The sequence below is a fragment of the Pectobacterium brasiliense genome, assembly GCF_013449685.1.
GTDB classification, from domain to species: domain Bacteria; phylum Pseudomonadota; class Gammaproteobacteria; order Enterobacterales; family Enterobacteriaceae; genus Pectobacterium; species Pectobacterium brasiliense_A.
Window position 1 is genome coordinate 142968 of sequence record NZ_JACDSF010000028.1, and the last position, 18880, is coordinate 161847.

20 protein-coding genes are annotated in these 18880 nt (G+C 51.8%); 12 read left to right on the top strand and 8 right to left on the bottom strand.

The window, feature by feature from the left end:
* Positions 1-409 precede the first annotated feature (409 nt).
* From cyoA to H0248_RS12610, 6 genes are all read left to right on the top strand, one after another.
* A complete protein-coding gene (gene cyoA, locus H0248_RS12585; RefSeq protein ID WP_180786181.1) occupies positions 410-1372 on the top strand; it encodes a cytochrome o ubiquinol oxidase subunit II in 963 nt (320 codons plus the stop codon).
* A gap of 4 nt (positions 1373-1376) precedes the next feature.
* Positions 1377-3368, top strand: a complete 1992-nt coding sequence (gene cyoB, locus H0248_RS12590; protein WP_119873853.1) for a cytochrome o ubiquinol oxidase subunit I — start codon at positions 1377-1379, stop codon at positions 3366-3368.
* Complete coding sequence (locus tag H0248_RS12595) at positions 3358-3972, top strand: cytochrome o ubiquinol oxidase subunit III (protein ID WP_180786182.1); 615 nt, start codon at positions 3358-3360, stop codon at positions 3970-3972. Before cyoB ends, H0248_RS12595 begins: the two co-directional genes overlap by 11 nt.
* Positions 3972-4304 (top strand): cytochrome o ubiquinol oxidase subunit IV, encoded by a 333-nt coding sequence (locus H0248_RS12600; RefSeq protein ID WP_010282099.1) that lies wholly within the window; start codon positions 3972-3974, stop codon positions 4302-4304. Before H0248_RS12595 ends, H0248_RS12600 begins: the two co-directional genes overlap by 1 nt.
* A 14-nt stretch (positions 4305-4318) precedes the next feature.
* Complete coding sequence (gene cyoE, locus H0248_RS12605; protein WP_010282097.1) at positions 4319-5209, top strand: heme o synthase; 891 nt, start codon at positions 4319-4321, stop codon at positions 5207-5209.
* 234 nt (positions 5210-5443) lie between these two features.
* Complete coding sequence (locus tag H0248_RS12610; protein ID WP_180786183.1) at positions 5444-6808, top strand: MFS transporter; 1365 nt, start codon at positions 5444-5446, stop codon at positions 6806-6808.
* Positions 6809-6863: 55 nt separating this feature from the next.
* On the opposite strand, the gene H0248_RS12615 is transcribed toward H0248_RS12610, so the two are convergent.
* Positions 6864-7355 carry a YajQ family cyclic di-GMP-binding protein gene (locus H0248_RS12615; protein ID WP_180786184.1) on the bottom strand — a complete coding sequence of 164 codons (492 nt, stop codon included), beginning with the start codon at positions 7353-7355 and terminating at the stop codon, positions 6864-6866.
* Positions 7356-7543: 188 nt separating this feature from the next.
* On the opposite strand from H0248_RS12615, the gene panE reads away from it, so the two are divergent.
* Complete coding sequence (panE, locus tag H0248_RS12620) at positions 7544-8452, top strand: 2-dehydropantoate 2-reductase (RefSeq protein ID WP_180786185.1); 909 nt, start codon at positions 7544-7546, stop codon at positions 8450-8452.
* The gene (yajL, locus tag H0248_RS12625) at positions 8415-9005 is read left to right on the top strand and encodes a protein deglycase YajL (protein ID WP_161528394.1); all 591 of its coding nucleotides are present in this window, start codon (positions 8415-8417) and stop codon (positions 9003-9005) included. Before panE ends, yajL begins: the two co-directional genes overlap by 38 nt.
* A gap of 39 nt (positions 9006-9044) precedes the next feature.
* On the opposite strand, the gene thiI is transcribed toward yajL, so the two are convergent.
* Positions 9045-10493, bottom strand: coding sequence for a tRNA uracil 4-sulfurtransferase ThiI (gene thiI, locus H0248_RS12630; RefSeq protein ID WP_180786186.1), 1449 nt, complete (start codon positions 10491-10493; stop codon positions 9045-9047).
* Between the two features lie 252 nt (positions 10494-10745).
* Between thiI and xseB the strand changes: the two genes are divergently transcribed.
* From xseB to dxs, 3 genes are read left to right on the top strand one after another with little or no spacing between them, the layout of a single operon-like run.
* A complete protein-coding gene (gene xseB, locus H0248_RS12635) occupies positions 10746-10994 on the top strand; it encodes an exodeoxyribonuclease VII small subunit (RefSeq protein ID WP_010282080.1) in 249 nt (82 codons plus the stop codon).
* A complete protein-coding gene (ispA, locus tag H0248_RS12640) occupies positions 10991-11902 on the top strand; it encodes a (2E,6E)-farnesyl diphosphate synthase (protein WP_180786187.1) in 912 nt (303 codons plus the stop codon). Before xseB ends, ispA begins: the two co-directional genes overlap by 4 nt.
* Before the next feature lie 18 nt (positions 11903-11920).
* Positions 11921-13786, top strand: a complete 1866-nt coding sequence (gene dxs, locus H0248_RS12645) for a 1-deoxy-D-xylulose-5-phosphate synthase (RefSeq protein ID WP_180786188.1) — start codon at positions 11921-11923, stop codon at positions 13784-13786.
* 68 nt (positions 13787-13854) lie between these two features.
* On the opposite strand, the gene pgpA is transcribed toward dxs, so the two are convergent.
* The 6 genes from pgpA to nrdR all read right to left on the bottom strand — a co-directional run bounded on the left by pgpA (position 13855) and on the right by nrdR (position 18067).
* On the bottom strand, positions 13855-14391 hold the full coding sequence (gene pgpA / locus H0248_RS12650; RefSeq protein WP_039284188.1) for a phosphatidylglycerophosphatase A: 537 nt from the start codon (positions 14389-14391) through the stop codon (positions 13855-13857).
* Complete coding sequence (gene thiL / locus H0248_RS12655; RefSeq protein WP_180786189.1) at positions 14366-15346, bottom strand: thiamine-phosphate kinase; 981 nt, start codon at positions 15344-15346, stop codon at positions 14366-14368. Before thiL ends, pgpA begins: the two co-directional genes overlap by 26 nt.
* Before the next feature lie 68 nt (positions 15347-15414).
* Complete coding sequence (nusB, locus tag H0248_RS12660; RefSeq protein WP_010282066.1) at positions 15415-15834, bottom strand: transcription antitermination factor NusB; 420 nt, start codon at positions 15832-15834, stop codon at positions 15415-15417.
* Positions 15835-15852: 18 nt separating this feature from the next.
* On the bottom strand, positions 15853-16335 hold the full coding sequence (ribH, locus tag H0248_RS12665; protein ID WP_180786190.1) for a 6,7-dimethyl-8-ribityllumazine synthase: 483 nt from the start codon (positions 16333-16335) through the stop codon (positions 15853-15855).
* Between the two features lie 110 nt (positions 16336-16445).
* Positions 16446-17582: a bifunctional diaminohydroxyphosphoribosylaminopyrimidine deaminase/5-amino-6-(5-phosphoribosylamino)uracil reductase RibD gene (ribD, locus tag H0248_RS12670; RefSeq protein ID WP_180786191.1), complete on the bottom strand. Its 1137-nt coding sequence runs from the start codon at positions 17580-17582 to the stop codon at positions 16446-16448.
* 35 nt (positions 17583-17617) lie between these two features.
* Positions 17618-18067: a transcriptional regulator NrdR gene (gene nrdR, locus H0248_RS12675; protein WP_005975999.1), complete on the bottom strand. Its 450-nt coding sequence runs from the start codon at positions 18065-18067 to the stop codon at positions 17618-17620.
* 221 nt (positions 18068-18288) lie between these two features.
* Between nrdR and H0248_RS12680 the strand changes: the two genes are divergently transcribed.
* Complete coding sequence (locus H0248_RS12680) at positions 18289-18858, top strand: SadB/YajI family lipoprotein (RefSeq protein WP_180786224.1); 570 nt, start codon at positions 18289-18291, stop codon at positions 18856-18858.
* Positions 18859-18880 lie beyond the last annotated feature (22 nt).

The following is an 18880-nucleotide window of genomic DNA, read 5'->3' on the forward strand; positions in this document are numbered from 1 at the left end:
AGCGCCCGCATGTTGCCTGAACCTATTACAGTTTTCCTTTATTTAATTATTTTTCCCATAATTATCTTGCTAGCTGGAATTTTATTTCCTCGTAAAAATCCGTCAGAACTAATTTCATTTGTCATCAAAAACGCAGATTGAACAAAAATTTTCACTAAATCGGAAATAGAAAATAAGCGTTATGGTGAGTTGTAATTTCTTATTATCCATCCATACTCTTATCGGGGTAGCCTCTTAATTTGCTGTTTTTCAATACCATTTTTATTTTGGCTATCTTTGTGACATTAAGGGCAAAAAACAGCAACAAACGGCTGACATAACCTTAATCATGTTTACAGTGCAGTAACCTTCCCGTAAAATGCCCGCTCGCGTAAAATGACAATAGAGCCCTTGTTATTGAGGTCGCTAGATGAGACTCAAGAAATACAATACAATTTTTGGGATGCTGTCTTTATTTGCAGCCACTGCTCTACTGAGCGGTTGCGATATGGCACTGATGAACCCCAAAGGAGAGATCGGGTTAGAGCAAAGATCGTTAATACTGACTGCCATCGGGCTGATGTTGATCGTTGTGATTCCCGTTATCGTTATGACGATAGCTTTTGCCTGGAAGTTCCGTGCTTCCAATGAAAAGGCAAAATATACCCCGAACTGGTCACACTCCAATAAGATAGAAGCAGTAGTTTGGACTGTACCAATTATCATTATCGTCATTCTTGGGACGATTACCTGGAAGACGACCCACTCGCTTGATCCCTATAAGCCACTGGTATCAGACGTCAAACCTATCAATGTCGAAGTTGTTTCGCTTGACTGGAAATGGCTGTTTGTTTACCCGGACCTGGGTATCGCGACGGTTAACGAACTGGCTTTCCCTGCCAACGTACCTGTTGCGTTCAAGATTACATCCGACTCCGTGATGAACTCCTTCTTCATCCCTCGTCTTGGTGGACAGATCTATGCCATGGCCGGAATGCAGACGAAGCTCCACCTGATCGCTAACGAACCGGGTAAATATGACGGTATCTCTGGCGGCTATAGTGGTAAAGGCTTCTCTGGTATGAAGTTCACCGCAATTGCTACACCAACTCAACAAGAGTTCGAACAGTGGGTTGCGAACGTTCGGTCGTCCCCTAAGACACTGAATACTATGGATGAATTCAACGCTTTAGCTAAACCAAGTGAATTCCATCCTGTCGAATACTTCTCCAGTGTCCAGCCGGATTTGTTTAATAATCTTATTCGCAAATTCACAGGCAGCGGCATGAACATGCAACATCATGGTGAAGGCATGAAGCACGAAGAAAACATGCAACACGGTGAGGGTATGAACATGGGCGAGCATAGCTCGCACAAAGGAGCCGAGGGATAATACGATGTTCGGAAAACTTACACTCGATGCGGTTCCGTATCACGAACCCATTATTATGGTCACCGTGGCGGCGATCATCGTTGGCGGCCTTGCGCTGCTAGCGGCAATAACCTATTTCGGCAAGTGGAAATGGCTGTGGGCCGAATGGTTCACCTCCGTCGACCACAAGAAAATCGGTATCATGTACATCATCGTCGGTCTGGTGATGATGATACGTGGTTTTGCCGATGCCATCATGATGCGTGGCCAGCAGGTGCTGGCCTCTGCTGGGCAAGAAGGCTTCCTAAACGCTCACCACTACGATCAGATTTTCACCGCGCACGGTGTGATCATGATCTTCTTCGTGGCGACACCGTTCGTCGTTGGTCTGATGAACCTTGCGGTTCCTTTGCAGATCGGTGCGCGTGACGTTGCTTTCCCCTTCCTGAACTCCCTTAGCTTCTGGCTGTTTGTTGCGGGCGTTATCTTGATCAACCTCTCTCTCGGGGTAGGTGAGTTCGCACAGACGGGTTGGGTGGCGTATCCGCCGCTTTCAGGAAAGGAGTACAGTCCCGGCGTCGGGGTCGATTACTGGATATGGAGTCTACAGATATCCGGTATCGGTACTACGCTGACAGGTGTTAACTTCTTCGCCACCATTCTGAAGATGCGCGCACCTGGCATGACGCTGATGAAAATGCCAGTATTTACCTGGACGGCACTGTGTACCAACGTGCTGATCATTGCCGCATTCCCAATATTGACCGTTACCATTGCGCTGCTGACGCTTGACCGTTACCTCGGCACCCATTTCTTTACCAATGATATGGGTGGCAACATGATGATGTACATCAACCTGATTTGGGCATGGGGTCATCCTGAGGTTTACATTCTGGTGCTGCCGATCTTTGGTGTTTACTCCGAAGTGGTTGCCACCTTCTGTAAAAAACGTCTGTTTGGCTACACCTCACTGGTGTGGGCAACTATTGCGATTACGGTTCTGTCGTTCATCGTTTGGCTGCACCACTTCTTTACCATGGGGTCCGGCGCGAACGTCAACGCCTTCTTCGGTATAGCCACCATGATTATTTCAATCCCAACCGGGGTTAAAATCTTCAACTGGCTGTTCACCATGTATCAAGGCCGTATTCAGTCTCACTCCACGATGCTGTGGACCACGGGCTTCATCATCACCTTTACCATCGGTGGGATGACCGGCGTACTGCTGGCCGTACCAGGCGCGAACTTTGTCCTGCACAACAGCCTGTTCCTGATTGCTCACTTCCATAACGTGATCATCGGCGGTGTGGTGTTCGGTTGCTTCGCAGGTATTACTTACTGGTTCCCGAAAGCCTTTGGTTTCACCCTGAACGAAACCTGGGGTAAACGTGCGTTCTGGTTCTGGATTATTGGCTTCTTCGTTGCCTTCATGCCGCTGTACGTCCTCGGCTTCATGGGGATGACGCGTCGTCTGAGCCAGCAAATCAACCCTGAATTCCACGCCTTGCTGGTTGTGGCATCCATCGGTGCAGTGCTGATCGGTATCGGTGTGCTGTGTCAGGTGATCCAATTCTACGTCAGTATCCGTGACCGTCACCAGAACCGTGACCTGACGGGCGATCCGTGGGGTGGACGTACGCTGGAGTGGGCAACCTCTTCTCCTGCACCGTTCTACAACTTCGCTGTCGTGCCGCATGTTGACGAACGTGATGCGTTCTGGGAAGCGAAAGAGAAAGGTGAAGCTTACAAGCGCCCTGCCAGCTATGAAGAGATTCACATGCCGAAGAACACCGGCGCCGGTGTGATTATCTCCGCATTCAGCCTGGTATTCGGTTTTGCCATGATCTGGCATATCTGGTGGCTGGCCATCGCTGGCTTCGCAGGCATGATTGTGACCTGGATTGTGCATAGCTTTAATCAAGACGTGGATTACTACGTGCCGGTTAAAGAAATTGAGCAAATTGAGAATCAGAATTTTGATCAACTCAGTAAGGCAGGCGTGAAACATGTCAACTGAAACTCTGACTAACCACAATACTGCCCATGCCGAGCATGGGCACCACGACACAGGCGCCAATAAAGTATTCGGCTTCTGGGTCTACCTGATGAGCGACCTGATTATTTTCGGGTCACTGTTCGCGACCTATGCGGTACTGGTTAACGGTACCGCAGGTGGCCCAAGCGGGAAGGACATTTTCCAACTGCCCTTCGTGCTGGTAGAAACGTTCGCGTTGCTGTTCAGTAGTATTACCTATGGCATGGCGATGATCGCCATGAACAAGGGTAACAAATCTCAGGTTAATGCCTGGCTGGGCATAACGTTCTTGTTCGGTCTGGTGTTTATCGGGATGGAAATCTATGAATTCCATCACCTGATCGTGGAAGGCTATGGCCCGGATCGCAGCGCGTTCCTGTCCGCCTTCTTCGCACTGGTCGGCACTCACGGGCTCCACGTAACGGGCGGTCTGATCTGGTTGGTCATCATGATGCTTCAGGTGTCCAAACGTGGCCTGACGGCAACCAACAAAACACGTCTGATGTGCCTGAGCCTGTTCTGGCACTTCCTTGACGTGGTGTGGATCTGTGTCTTCACCGTTGTTTATCTGCTGGGGGCAATCTAATGAGTCATTCAACAACCGATCATTCAGGTGCTAGCCACGGCAGCGTCAAGTCATACGTAATAGGTTTTGTACTGTCAGTAATTTTGACAGTGATTCCTTTCAGTATGGTCATGAGCGGCACTGCCTCACATAGCGCCATTCTTTTCACGGTGGTGGGATGTGCAGTGGTTCAGATTCTGGTGCATCTGGTGTACTTCCTGCACCTGAATACGTCCTCAGAAGAGCGCTGGAACGTGGTGGCTCTTGTGTTTGCCGTCCTGATTATCGCTATTGTCGTCGTGGGCTCCATCTGGATTATGATGAGCGCACACCACAATATGATGATCCAGTAACAGAGCCGTAAAAGATGATTAAGCAATACCTGCAAGTTACTAAACCAGGAATTATTTTCGGAAATCTGATTTCCGTTATCGGTGGATTTCTCCTTGCGGCCCAAGGCCGCATTGATTATCCCCTGTTTTTCGCCACCCTCGTGGGTGTGTCGTTAGTCGTTGCATCTGGCTGCGTGTTTAACAACGTCATTGACCGCGACATCGACAAGAAAATGGAGAGAACCAAAAATCGGGTTCTGGTAAAGGGACTGATTTCGCTGAAGGTAACGCTGGTTTACGCATCGCTGTTAGGTATTGCGGGCTTTGCTCTGCTTTACATCGCGGCTAACCCGCTGGCCATGTGGCTGGCGGTGATGGGCTTCGTGGTGTATGTCGGTGTGTATAGTCTGTACATGAAGCGGCATTCTGTCTATGGCACGCTGATTGGCAGCTTGTCTGGCGCGGCACCACCGGTTATCGGTTACTGTGCCGTCAGCAACCAGTTCGACGCTGGCGCGTTGATTCTGCTGCTGATCTTTAGCCTGTGGCAGATGCCGCATTCCTACGCGATTGCGATTTTCCGCTTCAAGGATTATCAGGCCGCCAACATCCCGGTACTGCCTGTTGTGAAAGGCATCTCCGTTGCGAAACACCACATCACGCTCTATATCGTAGCGTTTGCGGTAGCGACGCTAATGCTGTCTCTCGGCGGCTATGCCGGCTATAAATATCTGATCGTTGCCGCAGCAGTGAGCGTCTGGTGGTTGGGTATGGCGCTGTCAGGCTATAAAAATGCGATTGATGACCGTGTATGGGCAAGAAAACTGTTTGTTTTCTCCATTGTCGCGATTACGTCACTGAGCGTCATGATGTCTGTGGATTCAATGGCACCCGCGCATGAAATCATGCTGACCTACCTGCGTTAATCACAAGTAGCGTTACATACATTAAGAAAAACAGGTGGCTTGTCCGCCTGTTTTTTTATGTCCTATTTTCTGCACGTCCCCTTCAGACCGTCACGCAATGTTGGAAAATGCCCCTGCGTTTTTTTCTTTTCCCCTCCCCTACGGTCTCCTCCGCCAAATCACGTAACAAACCTATCGTTTACTGTCTGACCAAGAACGCACTAAAATAGTGGCAATTGCTTTTCAGAGGTACACATGAACGATAATAAAATGACCCCTGGCGAATTACGTGCCACATGGGGTTTGGGAGCCGTTTTTTCACTGCGCATGCTTGGCATGTTCATGGTGCTGCCTGTGCTAACGACTTACGGCATGGCCTTACAGGGCGCCAGTGAAGCGCTGATCGGTATTGCCATCGGTATTTATGGCCTGATGCAGGCTATTTTCCAGATTCCCTTTGGCCTAGCCTCTGACCGCATCGGCAGAAAACCCCTGATCGTTGGGGGATTGTTGATTTTTGCTCTCGGCAGCGTCATTGCTGCACTGGGCGACTCTATCTGGGGCATTATCCTTGGCCGGGCACTGCAAGGCGCAGGGGCAATCTCCGCTGCCGTTATGGCGCTGCTTTCTGACCTGACGCGTGAACAGAACCGAACCAAAGCCATGGCGTTTATCGGCGTGAGCTTCGGCGTCACCTTTGCTATCGCCATGGTCGTTGGGCCTATCATTACCCATGCCTTCGGTTTACAGGCGCTCTTCTGGGGCATCGCCCTTCTGTCACTCGCAGGCATTGTCATCACGCTGACCTTTATTCCTTCTGCGCCTGCACACGTTCTGAATCGAGAATCGGCGATGGTGCGCGGCAGTTTCCGCAAAGTGCTCAGCAATAGCCGCCTGCTGAAACTGAATATCGGCATCATGTGTCTGCATATTCTATTGATGTCGAGCTTCGTCGCCCTGCCGCGCGTAATGGAATCTGTGGGCTTGATACCGCAGGACCATTGGAAAGTCTACCTGGTCACGATGCTGATCTCTTTTGTCGGCGTCGTGCCTTTTATCATTTATGCTGAAGTGAAAAGACGAATGAAGCAGGTCTTCATCGGCTGTATCGTGGTGCTGATCGCCTCAGAGGTTGTCTTATGGGCGGCGGGTAACCATCTTTGGCAAATTATCATCGGCGTACAGCTGTTCTTCCTGGCCTTCAACGTCATGGAAGCGCTACTGCCATCGCTGATTAGCAAGGAATCACCAGCAGGATATAAAGGCACCGCGATGGGCGTTTATTCCACCACGCAGTTTATCGGTGTGGCAATTGGCGGAAGCCTCGGCGGCGGCCTGTTTGAGCTTTATGGCGCGTCTGCCGTCTTTATGGCTGGCGCGGCCATTGCGGCCATCTGGCTACTCGTCAGCTTCACCATGCAAGAGCCGCCTTATCTCAGTAGCCTGAGAATCACGCTGTCTGATTTAGCCTTGCAGGATAGTGAACTGGAACAGAAAATTCGTACCCAATCCGGCGTTGCAGAAGTGGTTATTGTGCCGGATGAATACAGCGCCTATGTGAAGATCGACAACAAAAAGACCAATCGGCAGCAGCTAGAACAGTTGGTAGGACAGAACTAAATAGAAAGGCCAGCTTTTGCTGGCCTTTCGGTTCATCGGCGGCTGACTAAAGGTATCAATCGCGGAAGTTGGTAAACTGGAACGGCTGCCCCAGATTTCCGCCACGAATCAACGCCATCACGCCCTGCAAATCATCACGTGATTTACCGGTGACGCGAACCTGTTCACCCTGAATCTGCGCCTGCACTTTCAGCTTGCTGTCTTTAATCAGCTTGATGATTTGCTTCGCCAGCGTCGTTTCAATACCTTGCTTCAGCTTCGCTTCCACGCTGTACGTTTTTCCGCTGTGTTCCATTTCTTCTGGGATTTCCAGTGAACCGCCTTCAATACCCCGCTTAACCAGCTTTTCACGCAGAATATCAACCAGCTGTTGTACCTGAAAATCAGACTCGCTGGCCACTTTGATACTCTGTGATTTCTCATTCAGTTCAAAGCTGGCCGGAACATTACGAAAATCCCAACGGGTGCTCAGATCGCGCGTCGCATTTTCCACCGAGTTACGGACTTCCTGCATATCAATTTCCGAAACAATATCGAAAGATGGCATAATTCGCTCTCCTGACAAATTTGGCTGGCGAGCATAATAACCGCTCTTCTGCGATAAGCAAGATGCCAGACACAATCCCGATTTTTACTCGGCATCCGGCAAACAGGCCGAATAACACAGGATCGTGACATGAATGATAGCCTATCATGGCAGAACGACAGCGCCCGCATCAAATAGGGGAGACGTACATGAAAATCACCGTTCTTGGCTGTGGCGCGCTAGGTCAACTTTGGCTCGCCGCGTTGCATCAGCAAGGGCATGATGTCCAGGGATGGCTGCGCATTCCGCAACCGTATTGTCCAGTCAATGTCACTATGCTGGACGGTCAGCACTGTAATCTCAACCTGACAGCGAACGACCCCGATCACCTTGCCCAAAGCGAACTTCTGCTGGTGACGCTAAAAGCCTGGCAGGTTTCCGATGCCATTACCGTGCTGTTGCCGCAGCTCAACCCACAGTGCACGATTCTACTTTTACACAATGGGATGGGCACGCGGGAAGAATTACCGTCGTTGCAGCAGCCACTGGTGCTCGGCATCACCACCCACGCCGCCCGACGCGACATCAATAACGTCGTACACGTTGCGGCAGGCACAACGCATATTGGCACATTTAACGGTGACAGCAGTCAAAGCCATTTAGCTGAAGTACTGCATCAGGCTTTGCCTGATGTGGCCTGGCACACCAACATTAGCGCCACCTGCTGGCTGAAACTGGCGGCTAACTGCGTTATCAATCCGCTGACGGTGAAATATCACTGCACTAATGGTGAGCTTTCTGCCTACCCGGAACTGATTGTGTCACTTTGTCAGGAAGTGGCCAGCGTCATGGAACGAGAAGGCTTCCATACATCACGAGATAGTCTGCTGCTATACGTGAATCAAATTATTCAGAACACGGCGGCAAACACCTCATCGATGTTGCAGGACATCATCGCCCAGCGGCATACCGAAATTGATTACATTACCGGGTATTTACTGCACCGTGCGCGTCTCCACGGCCTGACGCTCCCCGAAAATGCTCGTCTGTTTGACTACATTAAGCAAAAGGAAAATGATTATGACCGCATCGGCACTGGTGTGTCTGGCACCTGGTAGTGAAGAAACTGAGGCCGTCACGACCATCGATTTGCTTGTCCGGGCAGGTATTCAGGTCACGCTTGCCAGCGTAGCCAGCGATGGCAATCTGGAAATCGTCTGCTCGCGTGGAGTAAGGCTACTGGCAGATGCCCCACTGGCTACCGTCGCCGATCGGCCTTTCGATGTGCTGGTGTTACCGGGTGGACTGCAAGGTGCGGAGTGCTTCCGCGATAGCCCAATACTGGTGGAATGCATTCGACAAGCGCATCTGGACGGGAAAATTGTCGCTGCGATGTGTGCAACGCCTGCGCTGGTACTGGAGTATCACCAATTGTTCCCCGTGGGAAATATGACGGGTTATCCGGCGTTTAAGGATAAGATTGCGCCAGAAAAATGGATGGAAAAGCGCGTCGTCTACGATCCGCGTGTGAATCTGTTAACCACGCAGGGGCCAGGCACCAGCATGGATTTCGCTTTGAAGATCATTGATTTGCTGCTGGGAAAAGAAAAAGCCGCCGAAGTCGCCGCACAGCTCATCCTGCCACCGGGAATTCATAACTATCGCGATTAGCGTAGATGAAAAAGGCGCTTGCGCGCCTTTCTATATTAATTACGGACGGTATACCTTCACATTGGTAAAACCTTGCTCACGCAGGTATAGCGCCTGCAAGCGGCTCATCACGCCACGCTCACAGTAGAGCAGATAGGTTTTGCTCTGATCCAAATCGCCAAACTGCGTACCCAGCTTGTAGAACGGTAAGGATTTGATTTCGACCTGATCAAGTTCAATCGGCTTATCGTCCTGCTCATCCGGCGCACGGATATCCAGCAGCACGTCGGTTGGCGCAAACGACGCGACCGTTTCCACTTCAACCACGTCTTGCTTGGTCTGCTCGGCGATCTCACGGATATCAATATTCCGAGCTTCACTCACCACGCGATCCAAGATAGCAAAATCGAAGTGGCTTTCTTCGGCCTCAATCTTCGCTTTCACCGCCTTCACCGTCGGGCTTTTCGAGATTACACCACAGTATTCCGGCATCGTTTTGGCGAAATCTTCTGTTCCGAGTTCACGAGCCTGTTTGATAATGTGTTCTTTATCATGAGAAATCAGCGGACGCAGAATCAGCGTGTCAGAGGCATTATCGATCAAACGTAAGTTGGTCAGCGTCTGGCTGGACACCTGCCCTAACGCCTCCCCAGTCACCAGCGCCTGAACACCGTAGCGCTCAGCAACTTTGGAGGCCGCACGCACCATCATGCGCTTCAGCACGACGCCCATTTGGCCGTCGTCGACCTTCTCGAGAATTTCACCCACGACAGGATCGAAGTCGATAGCAATAAAACGCACCCGATGTGAGCTACCAAAGCGATTCCACAGATAGTGTGCGACCTGTTTCACTCCAATCTCATGTGCTGCACCGCCAAGGTTGAAGAAGCAGTAATGCACACGACATCCGCGACGCATCAACATATAGCTGGATACGCCGGAATCGAAACCACCGGAAATCAGTGACAGCACATCTTCTTGCGTACCGATCGGGAAACCGCCGATACCTTCATAGCGCCCCTTAATCAGCAGCAGACGGTCCTGCTCGATTTCCAGATGCACGGTGACCTGCGGTGCAGTGAGGTTGACTCGCGCCGTTTCAATGTGCTGGTTCAAACCACCGCCGACGTAGCGTTCTACGTCCTGTGAGCTGAATTCATGCTTACCGCGGCGTTTCACTCGCACACAAAACGTCTTGCCTTCCAACCGCTCACGGTACAACGCCAGCGCTTGTTCAAAGATATTGTGCACGTCGGTATAGGCGTGATCTTCAACTTCCAGAATATGGTGAATGCCGGGAATTCTTGTCAGCGCATCACGAATTGCCTCACGCTGGCTTTCGTCTTTGGCCCGAACTTCGATATGATCCCAGTGACGGACAACCGCCAGCGTTTCATCATAGTGTTTTAATACGTTGCGAATGTTTCCGGTTAGAATCTTGATAAAGCGCAACCGCACAGATTGGCTCTTGATGGTGATTTCCGGGAACAATTTAATGATAAACTTCATGGTGGCTGTCGTTACTTGGTCAGAAAGGCGTAAATAAATTTACCCTGAGCACTAAAATCACGTTATCGGTAAAATCAGCCAGAACAGGGATGATTTTACCAATAGCATCCAAGGCGCGGAGTATATCATTATATGAAGATATACTGTGCGCTTTAACCGTATAATTGTTGCGCATCCACGGATGACCACACGCAACACCACGCTCTGCCGCCACAAGCCAACGGCGTATAACACCAGGATTCTGAAACCACTATGCCTAAGAAGACCGAGCAGCCAGTCAGCTTTGAAAGCTCGCTGAACGAACTGGAAAAAATCGTTACCCGCCTAGAATCAGGCGAACTGCCGCTGGACGATGCGCTAAATGAGTTTGAGCATGGCATCCAGCTCGCTCGCCAGGGTCAGCAAAAACTGCAACAGGCAGAACAGCGCGTACAAATCCTGCTGAGCGACGATCCCGAAGCGCCGCTGTCACCGTTTACGCCGGATAACGACTCGCTATGACCGATTTCAGCACGAAACTGAATGCGCATTACCAACGCACGAACCGTATGTTGGGGAATTTCATCGCCGACCTCCCCTTTCAGCGTAGTCCACTGGTCAATGCGATGGAGTATGGCTCACTCTTAGGAGGCAAACGCCTGCGCCCGTTTCTGGTTTATACTACTGGCGAACTGTTTGGTATGCCGTTAGAGAGTCTGGATGCCCCTGCTGCGGCAGTCGAATGTATCCATGCTTATTCATTGATTCATGACGATCTACCGGCGATGGACGACGACGATTTACGCCGTGGGCAGCCGACCTGCCACATCAAATTTGGTGAAGCTAATGCCATTCTGGCAGGTGATGCATTGCAAACGCTGGCGTTCTCCATTTTGACCGATGCACCGATGCCACAGGTCTCTGACCGCGATCGGCTGGCGATGCTCTCAGAATTGGCTCACGCCAGCGGGGTTGCAGGCATGTGCGGTGGTCAGGCTTTCGATCTGGAAGCGGAAGGTCATCAGGTCGATCTGGCCGCATTAGAGCGGATTCACCGCCACAAAACCGGTGCCTTGATTCGCGCGGCAGTCCGACTAGGCGCGCTAGCAGCCGGTGAAGCAGGCCGTGACGCGTTGCCCCATCTGGATCGCTACGCTAATGCGATTGGGCTCGCTTTTCAGGTTCAGGACGATATTCTCGATGTTGTTGGCGATAGCGCGACGACAGGCAAACGTCAGGGTGCAGACCAGCAGCTAGGTAAAAGCACCTATCCCAGTTTACTGGGGTTAGATAACGCACGAAAAAAAGCACAGGAGCTCTATCAGGAATCACTGGCATCGCTTGACGACCTCGTCGCATCCAGCTCAATTCCCCTGAATATTGCCCCATTACAAGCGCTGGCGAATTTCATCGTTGAACGCGATAAGTAATTACCTAATGAGTCTCTAATGAGTTTTGATACCGCGAAGTACCCTACATTGGCGTTAGTGGAAACACCGGATGAACTTCGGTTGTTGCCAAAAGAGAGCCTGCCAAAGCTGTGCGATGAGCTGCGCCAATATCTGCTGGACAGCGTCAGCCGTTCAAGCGGCCATTTTGCTTCAGGGTTAGGGACGGTTGAATTAACGGTTGCACTGCATTACGTCTATAACACCCCTTTCGATCATCTGGTTTGGGATGTCGGCCATCAGGCTTATCCGCACAAGATCATTACCGGTCGTCGCGATCGTATTTCAACGATCCGCCAAAAAGGCGGCTTACACCCTTTTCCATGGCGTGATGAAAGCGACTATGACGTATTAAGCGTCGGGCATTCATCCACCTCAATCAGTGCTGGACTGGGCATGGCCGTTGCGGCCGAGCGTGAAGGCAAAGGCCGCCGTACCGTTTGTGTGATTGGCGACGGCGCGATTACCGCAGGCATGGCCTTTGAGGCGATGAACCACGCGGGCGATATCAAATCCGATCTGTTGGTTGTGCTGAACGACAATGAAATGTCGATTTCAGAAAACGTCGGAGCACTGAACAACCATCTGGCACAGCTGTTATCCGGCAAGCTCTACGCCAGCCTGCGCGAAGGCGGTAAAAAGGTTTTATCCGGCCTACCGCCTATCAAAGAGCTGGTAAAACGCACCGAAGAACACCTTAAAGGCATGGTCGTGCCGGGCACGCTATTTGAAGAGCTGGGTTTTAACTATATCGGCCCAGTTGACGGCCACGACGTTCAGGCGCTAGCGCATACGCTGAAAAATATGCGCAGCCTGAAAGGCCCGCAGCTCCTGCACATCATGACGAAGAAAGGCAAAGGTTACGCCCCTGCCGAGCAGGATCCGATCAGTTGGCACGCCGTGCCGAAATTCGATCCGGCCAGCGGTACATTGCCGAAAAGCAAAGAAGGTGCCCAACCCACCTATTCCAAAATCTTCGGTCAATGGCTACAAGAAACAGCCGCCAAAGACAGCAAGCTGATGGCAATCACGCCTGCAATGCGCGAAGGTTCGGGCATGGTGCAATTCTCCCGCGACTATCCACAACAATATTTTGACGTCGCGATTGCCGAACAGCATGCCGTCACGTTTGCTGCTGGTCTGGCTGTCGGTGGTTATCATCCGGTTGTCGCTATTTATTCCACTTTCCTGCAACGTGCCTACGATCAGGTCATTCACGATGTGGCAATCCAGAATCTACCCGTTCTGTTTGCTATCGATCGCGGCGGTATTGTGGGGGCGGATGGACAAACACATCAGGGCGCGTTCGATCTCTCTTTCTTACGCTGTATCCCGAACATGATCATCATGACGCCCAGCGATGAAAATGAGTGTCGCCAGATGCTGCACACGGGCTATCACTACCAGAAAGGCCCTACGGCGGTGCGCTATCCGCGCGGAAACGGTACGGGGACGGAGCTGACGCCACTCTCAGAACTGCCAATCGGTAAAGGCGTGGTACGTCGTCAGGGCGAAACGATCGCAATCCTGAATTTCGGGACGCTATTGCCAGAAGCCCAGATTGCGGCAGAGAAGTTAAACGCCACCCTCGTCGACATGCGTTTTGTTAAGCCACTGGATGAAGCGTTACTTGAAGAGCTGGCGCAGTCCCACAGCACGTTTGTGACGCTGGAAGAGAATGCGGTCATGGGCGGTGCAGGGAGCGGCGTGAATGAATTCCTGATGGCGAAACGCCTTGCTGTCTCGGTGCTGAACATTGGGCTACCAGACGTCTTTATCCCACAAGGTTCTCAGGAAGAAATCCGTGCCGATCTGGGTCTGGATGCCGCTGGCATCGAACGCAGAATCGCACAGTGGATGGAATAAGCCGTTAACGATAACCGGGGCACATGGCCCCGGTTCAATAATGTCAGTCGTTCAATAACACAATAGCGTCAGAATATCGGCCAGTGATAGCCGATGAAGTAGATAATACCCGCAGAGATCACCCCCGCGACAATATCATCGATCATGATCCCCATGCCGCCATGCACGTTGCGATCGAACCAGCGAATCGGCCAGGGTTTCCAGATATCCAGACAGCGGAAGACGACAAACCCAGCTGCCACCCATTGCCATTTATCCACTGGGATCGCCATCAGGGTAATCCACATGCCGACAAATTCGTCCCAGACGATGCTGCCGTGATCGTGAACGCCCATATCTTTCGCGGTCTGATGGCACAGGTAAACACCGATGCAAATGCTCAGCATGACCAACAGCGAATACAATTCAAGCGGCAGGAACGACATGAGGTACCACAGTGGAATCGCCGCCAGCGAGCCTACCGTACCCGGCATCCAGGGAGACAGACCGCTGCCAAACCCGGTTGCCAGCAGGTGCCACGGGTTACTCAGCCGTAAGCGGCGTTTTGCCACTTCAGCACCTTTCGCCTTGTCCGCAGAGTCAGTTTTGCTCGCTAAAATGGTCATACCCCTTCCAGTTCAGCTCGGTCACTTTATTATCTCTGAAAAAGCGTAGCCCTTCAGAAGAAGGCCCGATTTGCCCGATGCAGGTGTAGTCAGCGCCGAGATGCCCCAAGGCCAGTTCCAGCGCACCACGGTTAATTTCCGGCACGGTGAAGCACAGCTCATAGTCTTCGCCACCAGATAGCGCCCAACGCAGCGCCTGTTCTTCATCGACGCAGCCCCGCAGCCAATCAGATTGTGGGATCGCATCCAGATTAATACGCGCGCCGCACTCGCTGGCTTTAAGTATATGCTGTAGATCGGAGATGAGGCCGTCGGAAAGATCGATGGCCGAGCTGGCCAGATCGCGCAGCGCCTGACCTTGCAGGATTCTCGGCTGAGGACGAAGGTGACGTTGGATCAATCTCTGACGCGACTCTTCATCCTCAACGTGCAGGGTATTCTGGAGGATAGCCAGACCCGCCGCGCTGTCGCCTAATGAACCAGTAACATAAATCCAGTCACCAATTCTGGCTCCGCGGCGCGTCAACGCCCGACCTGCTGGCACCAAACCATGGATAGTCAGCGTCAGGCTCAACGGGCCACGTGTCGTATCCCCGCCTACCAATTGCATGCCATAGTAATCAAGCAGCTCAAACAAGCTGTCGCTGTACGCGGATAGCCACTGGCTATTGCTTTTAGGTAGGGTAATGGCCAGAGAAAGCCAGGCAGGATCGGCGCCCATTGCAGCCAGATCGCTTAAATTGACTGCCAGAGATTTGTAACCCAGATCGGCGGGATCGATATCAGGTAGGAAATGAACACCAGATACCAGCGTGTCGGTACTCACCGCCAGCATCTGCTTATCTGCCACCGTCAGTAACGCGCAGTCATCACCGATGCCCAGCTCGACATCGCGACGTGAACTTCGGACCCGATTAAAATAGCGGGCAATAAGGTCAAACTCGCCTTCAACCATAACCTTTCCAGCCAGCCTATCATTCAAAAGCGATCAGGGCCGGATATCCGGCCCTGATTCGATTCGTTTTACTTCTTGCCTTTCCGTACACTCGGAGCAGCTTTATCTAGCACGCCATTCACAAACTTATGGCTATCTTCGGCACCGAAGATTTTAGCCAGTTCGATGGCCTCGTTAATCGCCACCTTGTAAGGAACGTCTTCGCGCTTGCTCAGCTCAAACATCGCCAAACGCAGAATCGCTTTTTCAACCTGTCCCAATTCCTCAATTTGACGAGACAGGAAAGGTGCCATCAGTTGATCAAGCTTCTCAGCCTGAGTGGCAACACCCGCCAGCAATTCACGGAAATAGGTAATGTCGACATCTTTGACATCCTGCTCGCTCAGGAATTGGTGTTCAACATCGGCAATATCATTTTTAGATAACTGCCAGGAGTAAAGCGCTTGAACCGCACATTCACGAGCGCGGCGACGAGCAGCAGGTTTCACGGAATTCCCCTTACTTAATCAGGCTGACTTAATCGCCTTCAATACATTAATCATTTCTAGCGCGGTCAAAGCAGCTTCAGCACCTTTGTTCCCCGCTTTCGTACCGGCACGCTCAATCGCCTGCTCAATGCTTTCCGTCGTTAGAACGCCGAAAGCGACAGGGATTTCACTGTCCATCGCAACAGAGGACAGGCCTGAGCTACATTCACCAGCAACAAATTCAAAATGCGCTGTTCCACCACGGATGACCGTTCCCAGAGCAATAACGGCATCATATCCGCCATTTTTCCCACTTTTGGTCAGCGCACGAACCGTCAATGGCAGTTCGTAAGCACCCGGCACCCAGACAACGGTGATGTTTTCGTCTTTAACCTGACCGATGCGTTTCAATGCATCAATCGCACCGTCCAGCAGGCTGTCGTTAATAAAATGGTTAAAACGCGCAATCGCAATCGCCACACGGGCATCAGGAGTAGCAACAATACCTTCGATAACGTTCATAGCTTTCCTTGTATCTGGTCTTTATGGCCCGCAGGGGGGCGGATTCTATCATAATTTTTGTTGGCACGTATCCGGTTTTGTCGGACCTGCACCACGTATTTACATACACATCAGAATTTAGGTTTCAGACGCAATCGCAAATCTGGGCCAACCTGGCGAACGTCTGCGATATCAAATTCCGGTACCTGAGACAGTTGATCCAGTCCGGGCAAGAGGCACAGCGAACGGGCATTTTCACCTAACAGTTTAGGGGCAAGATAAACGATAAGTTCATCAACAACGCCAGCATTAAGCAGCGCACCGGCCAGACTGGCCCCAGCTTCGACCCAGACGGAGTTAATCTGCCGTCTCCCCAGCACCATCATCAACGCAACCAGATCAACACCGCCATTGTGCTGTGGTAGCATCACTTGTTCAACGCCCTGCGGCCACGCTTGTTCGTCCGCCTGCACGCGCGCCAGCCAGGTCTCGCCCGGTTGGCTAACAATCCGATGCTGTGGTGTGACGCGCTGCTGGCTGTCCACAATCACCCGCACGGGCTGCCTGAGATCCGCTTCTGAATAGCGTTTCTGCACATCTGCCTCCAGCTCTGACCAGCGTACAGTGAGAGAAGGGTCGTCAGCTAACACCGTCGCACTGCTGCTCAGAATCGCTGCACTTTCCGCACGAAAGCGCTGCACATCCTGCCGCGCCTGCGGTGAGGTGATCCACTGGCTTTCTCCCGATGCCATCGCAGTACGCCCATCCAAAGACGCCGCCATTTTAAGCTGCACGTAAGGAAAGCCCGTCCGCATGCGTTTCAGGAAGCCGACATTCACCTTCTCTGCTTCAGCCATCATAAAACCATGGCTGACGACAATCCCCGCCTGCTGTAAGCGATGCAAACCACGACCCGCCACCTGTGGATTCGGATCCTGCATCGCAGCAACCACGCGGGAAACGCCGGCAGTAATCAACGCATCGGCGCAAGGCGGCGTTCGCCCATGATGGCTACACGGTTCCAACGTGACGTAGGCCGTCGCCCCACGTGCACGCTCCCCCGCCATTCTCAGCGCATGCACCTCCGCGTGTGGCTCACCAGCACGAAAATGATAGCCTTCACCGACAATTTCGCCATCACGAACAATCACGCAGCCAACATTAGGGTTGGGTGCTGTCGTGAAGCAGCCACGGCGCGCCAGCTCTAGCGCGCGCGCCATGTATAATTCATCCTGCGGCAAGTAGCCGTTTTCCTGAAAAGCGCTCATTCCCGAACCTCTTATCTCTATTGCGTCGACGCAACTTAATCCTGCAAACGCGCAATTTCTTCGCCAAATTCGCGGATATCTTCAAAGCTGCGATACACCGATGCAAAGCGGATATAAGCCACTTTATCCAGCTTTCTCAACGCTTCCATCACCAGATTCCCCACCATCTTGGTGGTCACCTCGCGTTCTCCGGTCGCACGAAGATGGGATTTAATGTGATTAATCGCCATTTCGACGTCATCAGAACTGACTGGCCTTTTTTCCAGCGCCTTCAGCATGCCGCTACGCAATTTATCCTCATTAAAAGGCTCGCGTACTTCATTGCTTTTGATGACTCGCGGCATCACCAGTTCAGCCACTTCAAACGTGGTGAAGCGTTCATGACAAACCAGACACTGCCGACGACGACGTACTTGCGAACCTTCGCCGACCAAACGGGAATCAATGACTTTGGTATCAACAGCGGAACAAAATGGGCAATGCATGATGTGTCCTGACCAGTAATCCTTAAACGTAGCGACAGTTTACCCTGAATTAACGGACTAACCAAAACTCCTGATTGACGTTGCGGGGGGGGGTTCGCATCTCTTCCGGTAATAGGATGAAAAAAGCTGTCTCACCTATGACTTAGACTTAATCGCAGCTAAACTCAGCAACAGGGATCAACGGATCAATGAATAAAAACATCGAAAGGGGAACCACAGACATGAGAACCCGATATCGCGTACTGACCTTCCTGCCAGCGCTCATTTTGCTAGCAGGGTGCGCTGAACAGCGCCAGATGCCAAAATTGCAAAATCAGGTAGGCCAGCTCAATCAACAATTACAAACGCTGACCGATCAGGCCACGGCATTAGAGCGACAAAATGCGTTGAATTCCCAGTCCACCTCCGGCGTTTATTTACTGCCAGCAGCAAAAACCAGCACAGTGCTGGAAAGCAGTATTGGCAGACTCAACGTGTCGTTACGCAATATCGAGACGGAAGCGAACGGAACAAGCGCGTTGCTGCACATTCGCACGCTTGATGCGAAGGGGTTACAGGCCTTTGGCGCACAGCTTGACTGGGGACGGCTCGACCCAGTGAGCGGTAAGCCTTTAGCTAGCGACACGCAAACACAGTCGTTTGTCGTCTCCCCTACTCTGTTACCAAAAGCCGAGGCGATTATTGAATTGCGCCTGAGCGGTCTGTCGCCGGAAGAACTCGGCTTCGTTCGTTTACATCAGGTTCAGGAAATACAAAGTCCGCCACTGGTTGCCGCCACCGAGTCCCCTTAATATATCCGTCATACTTCAAGCC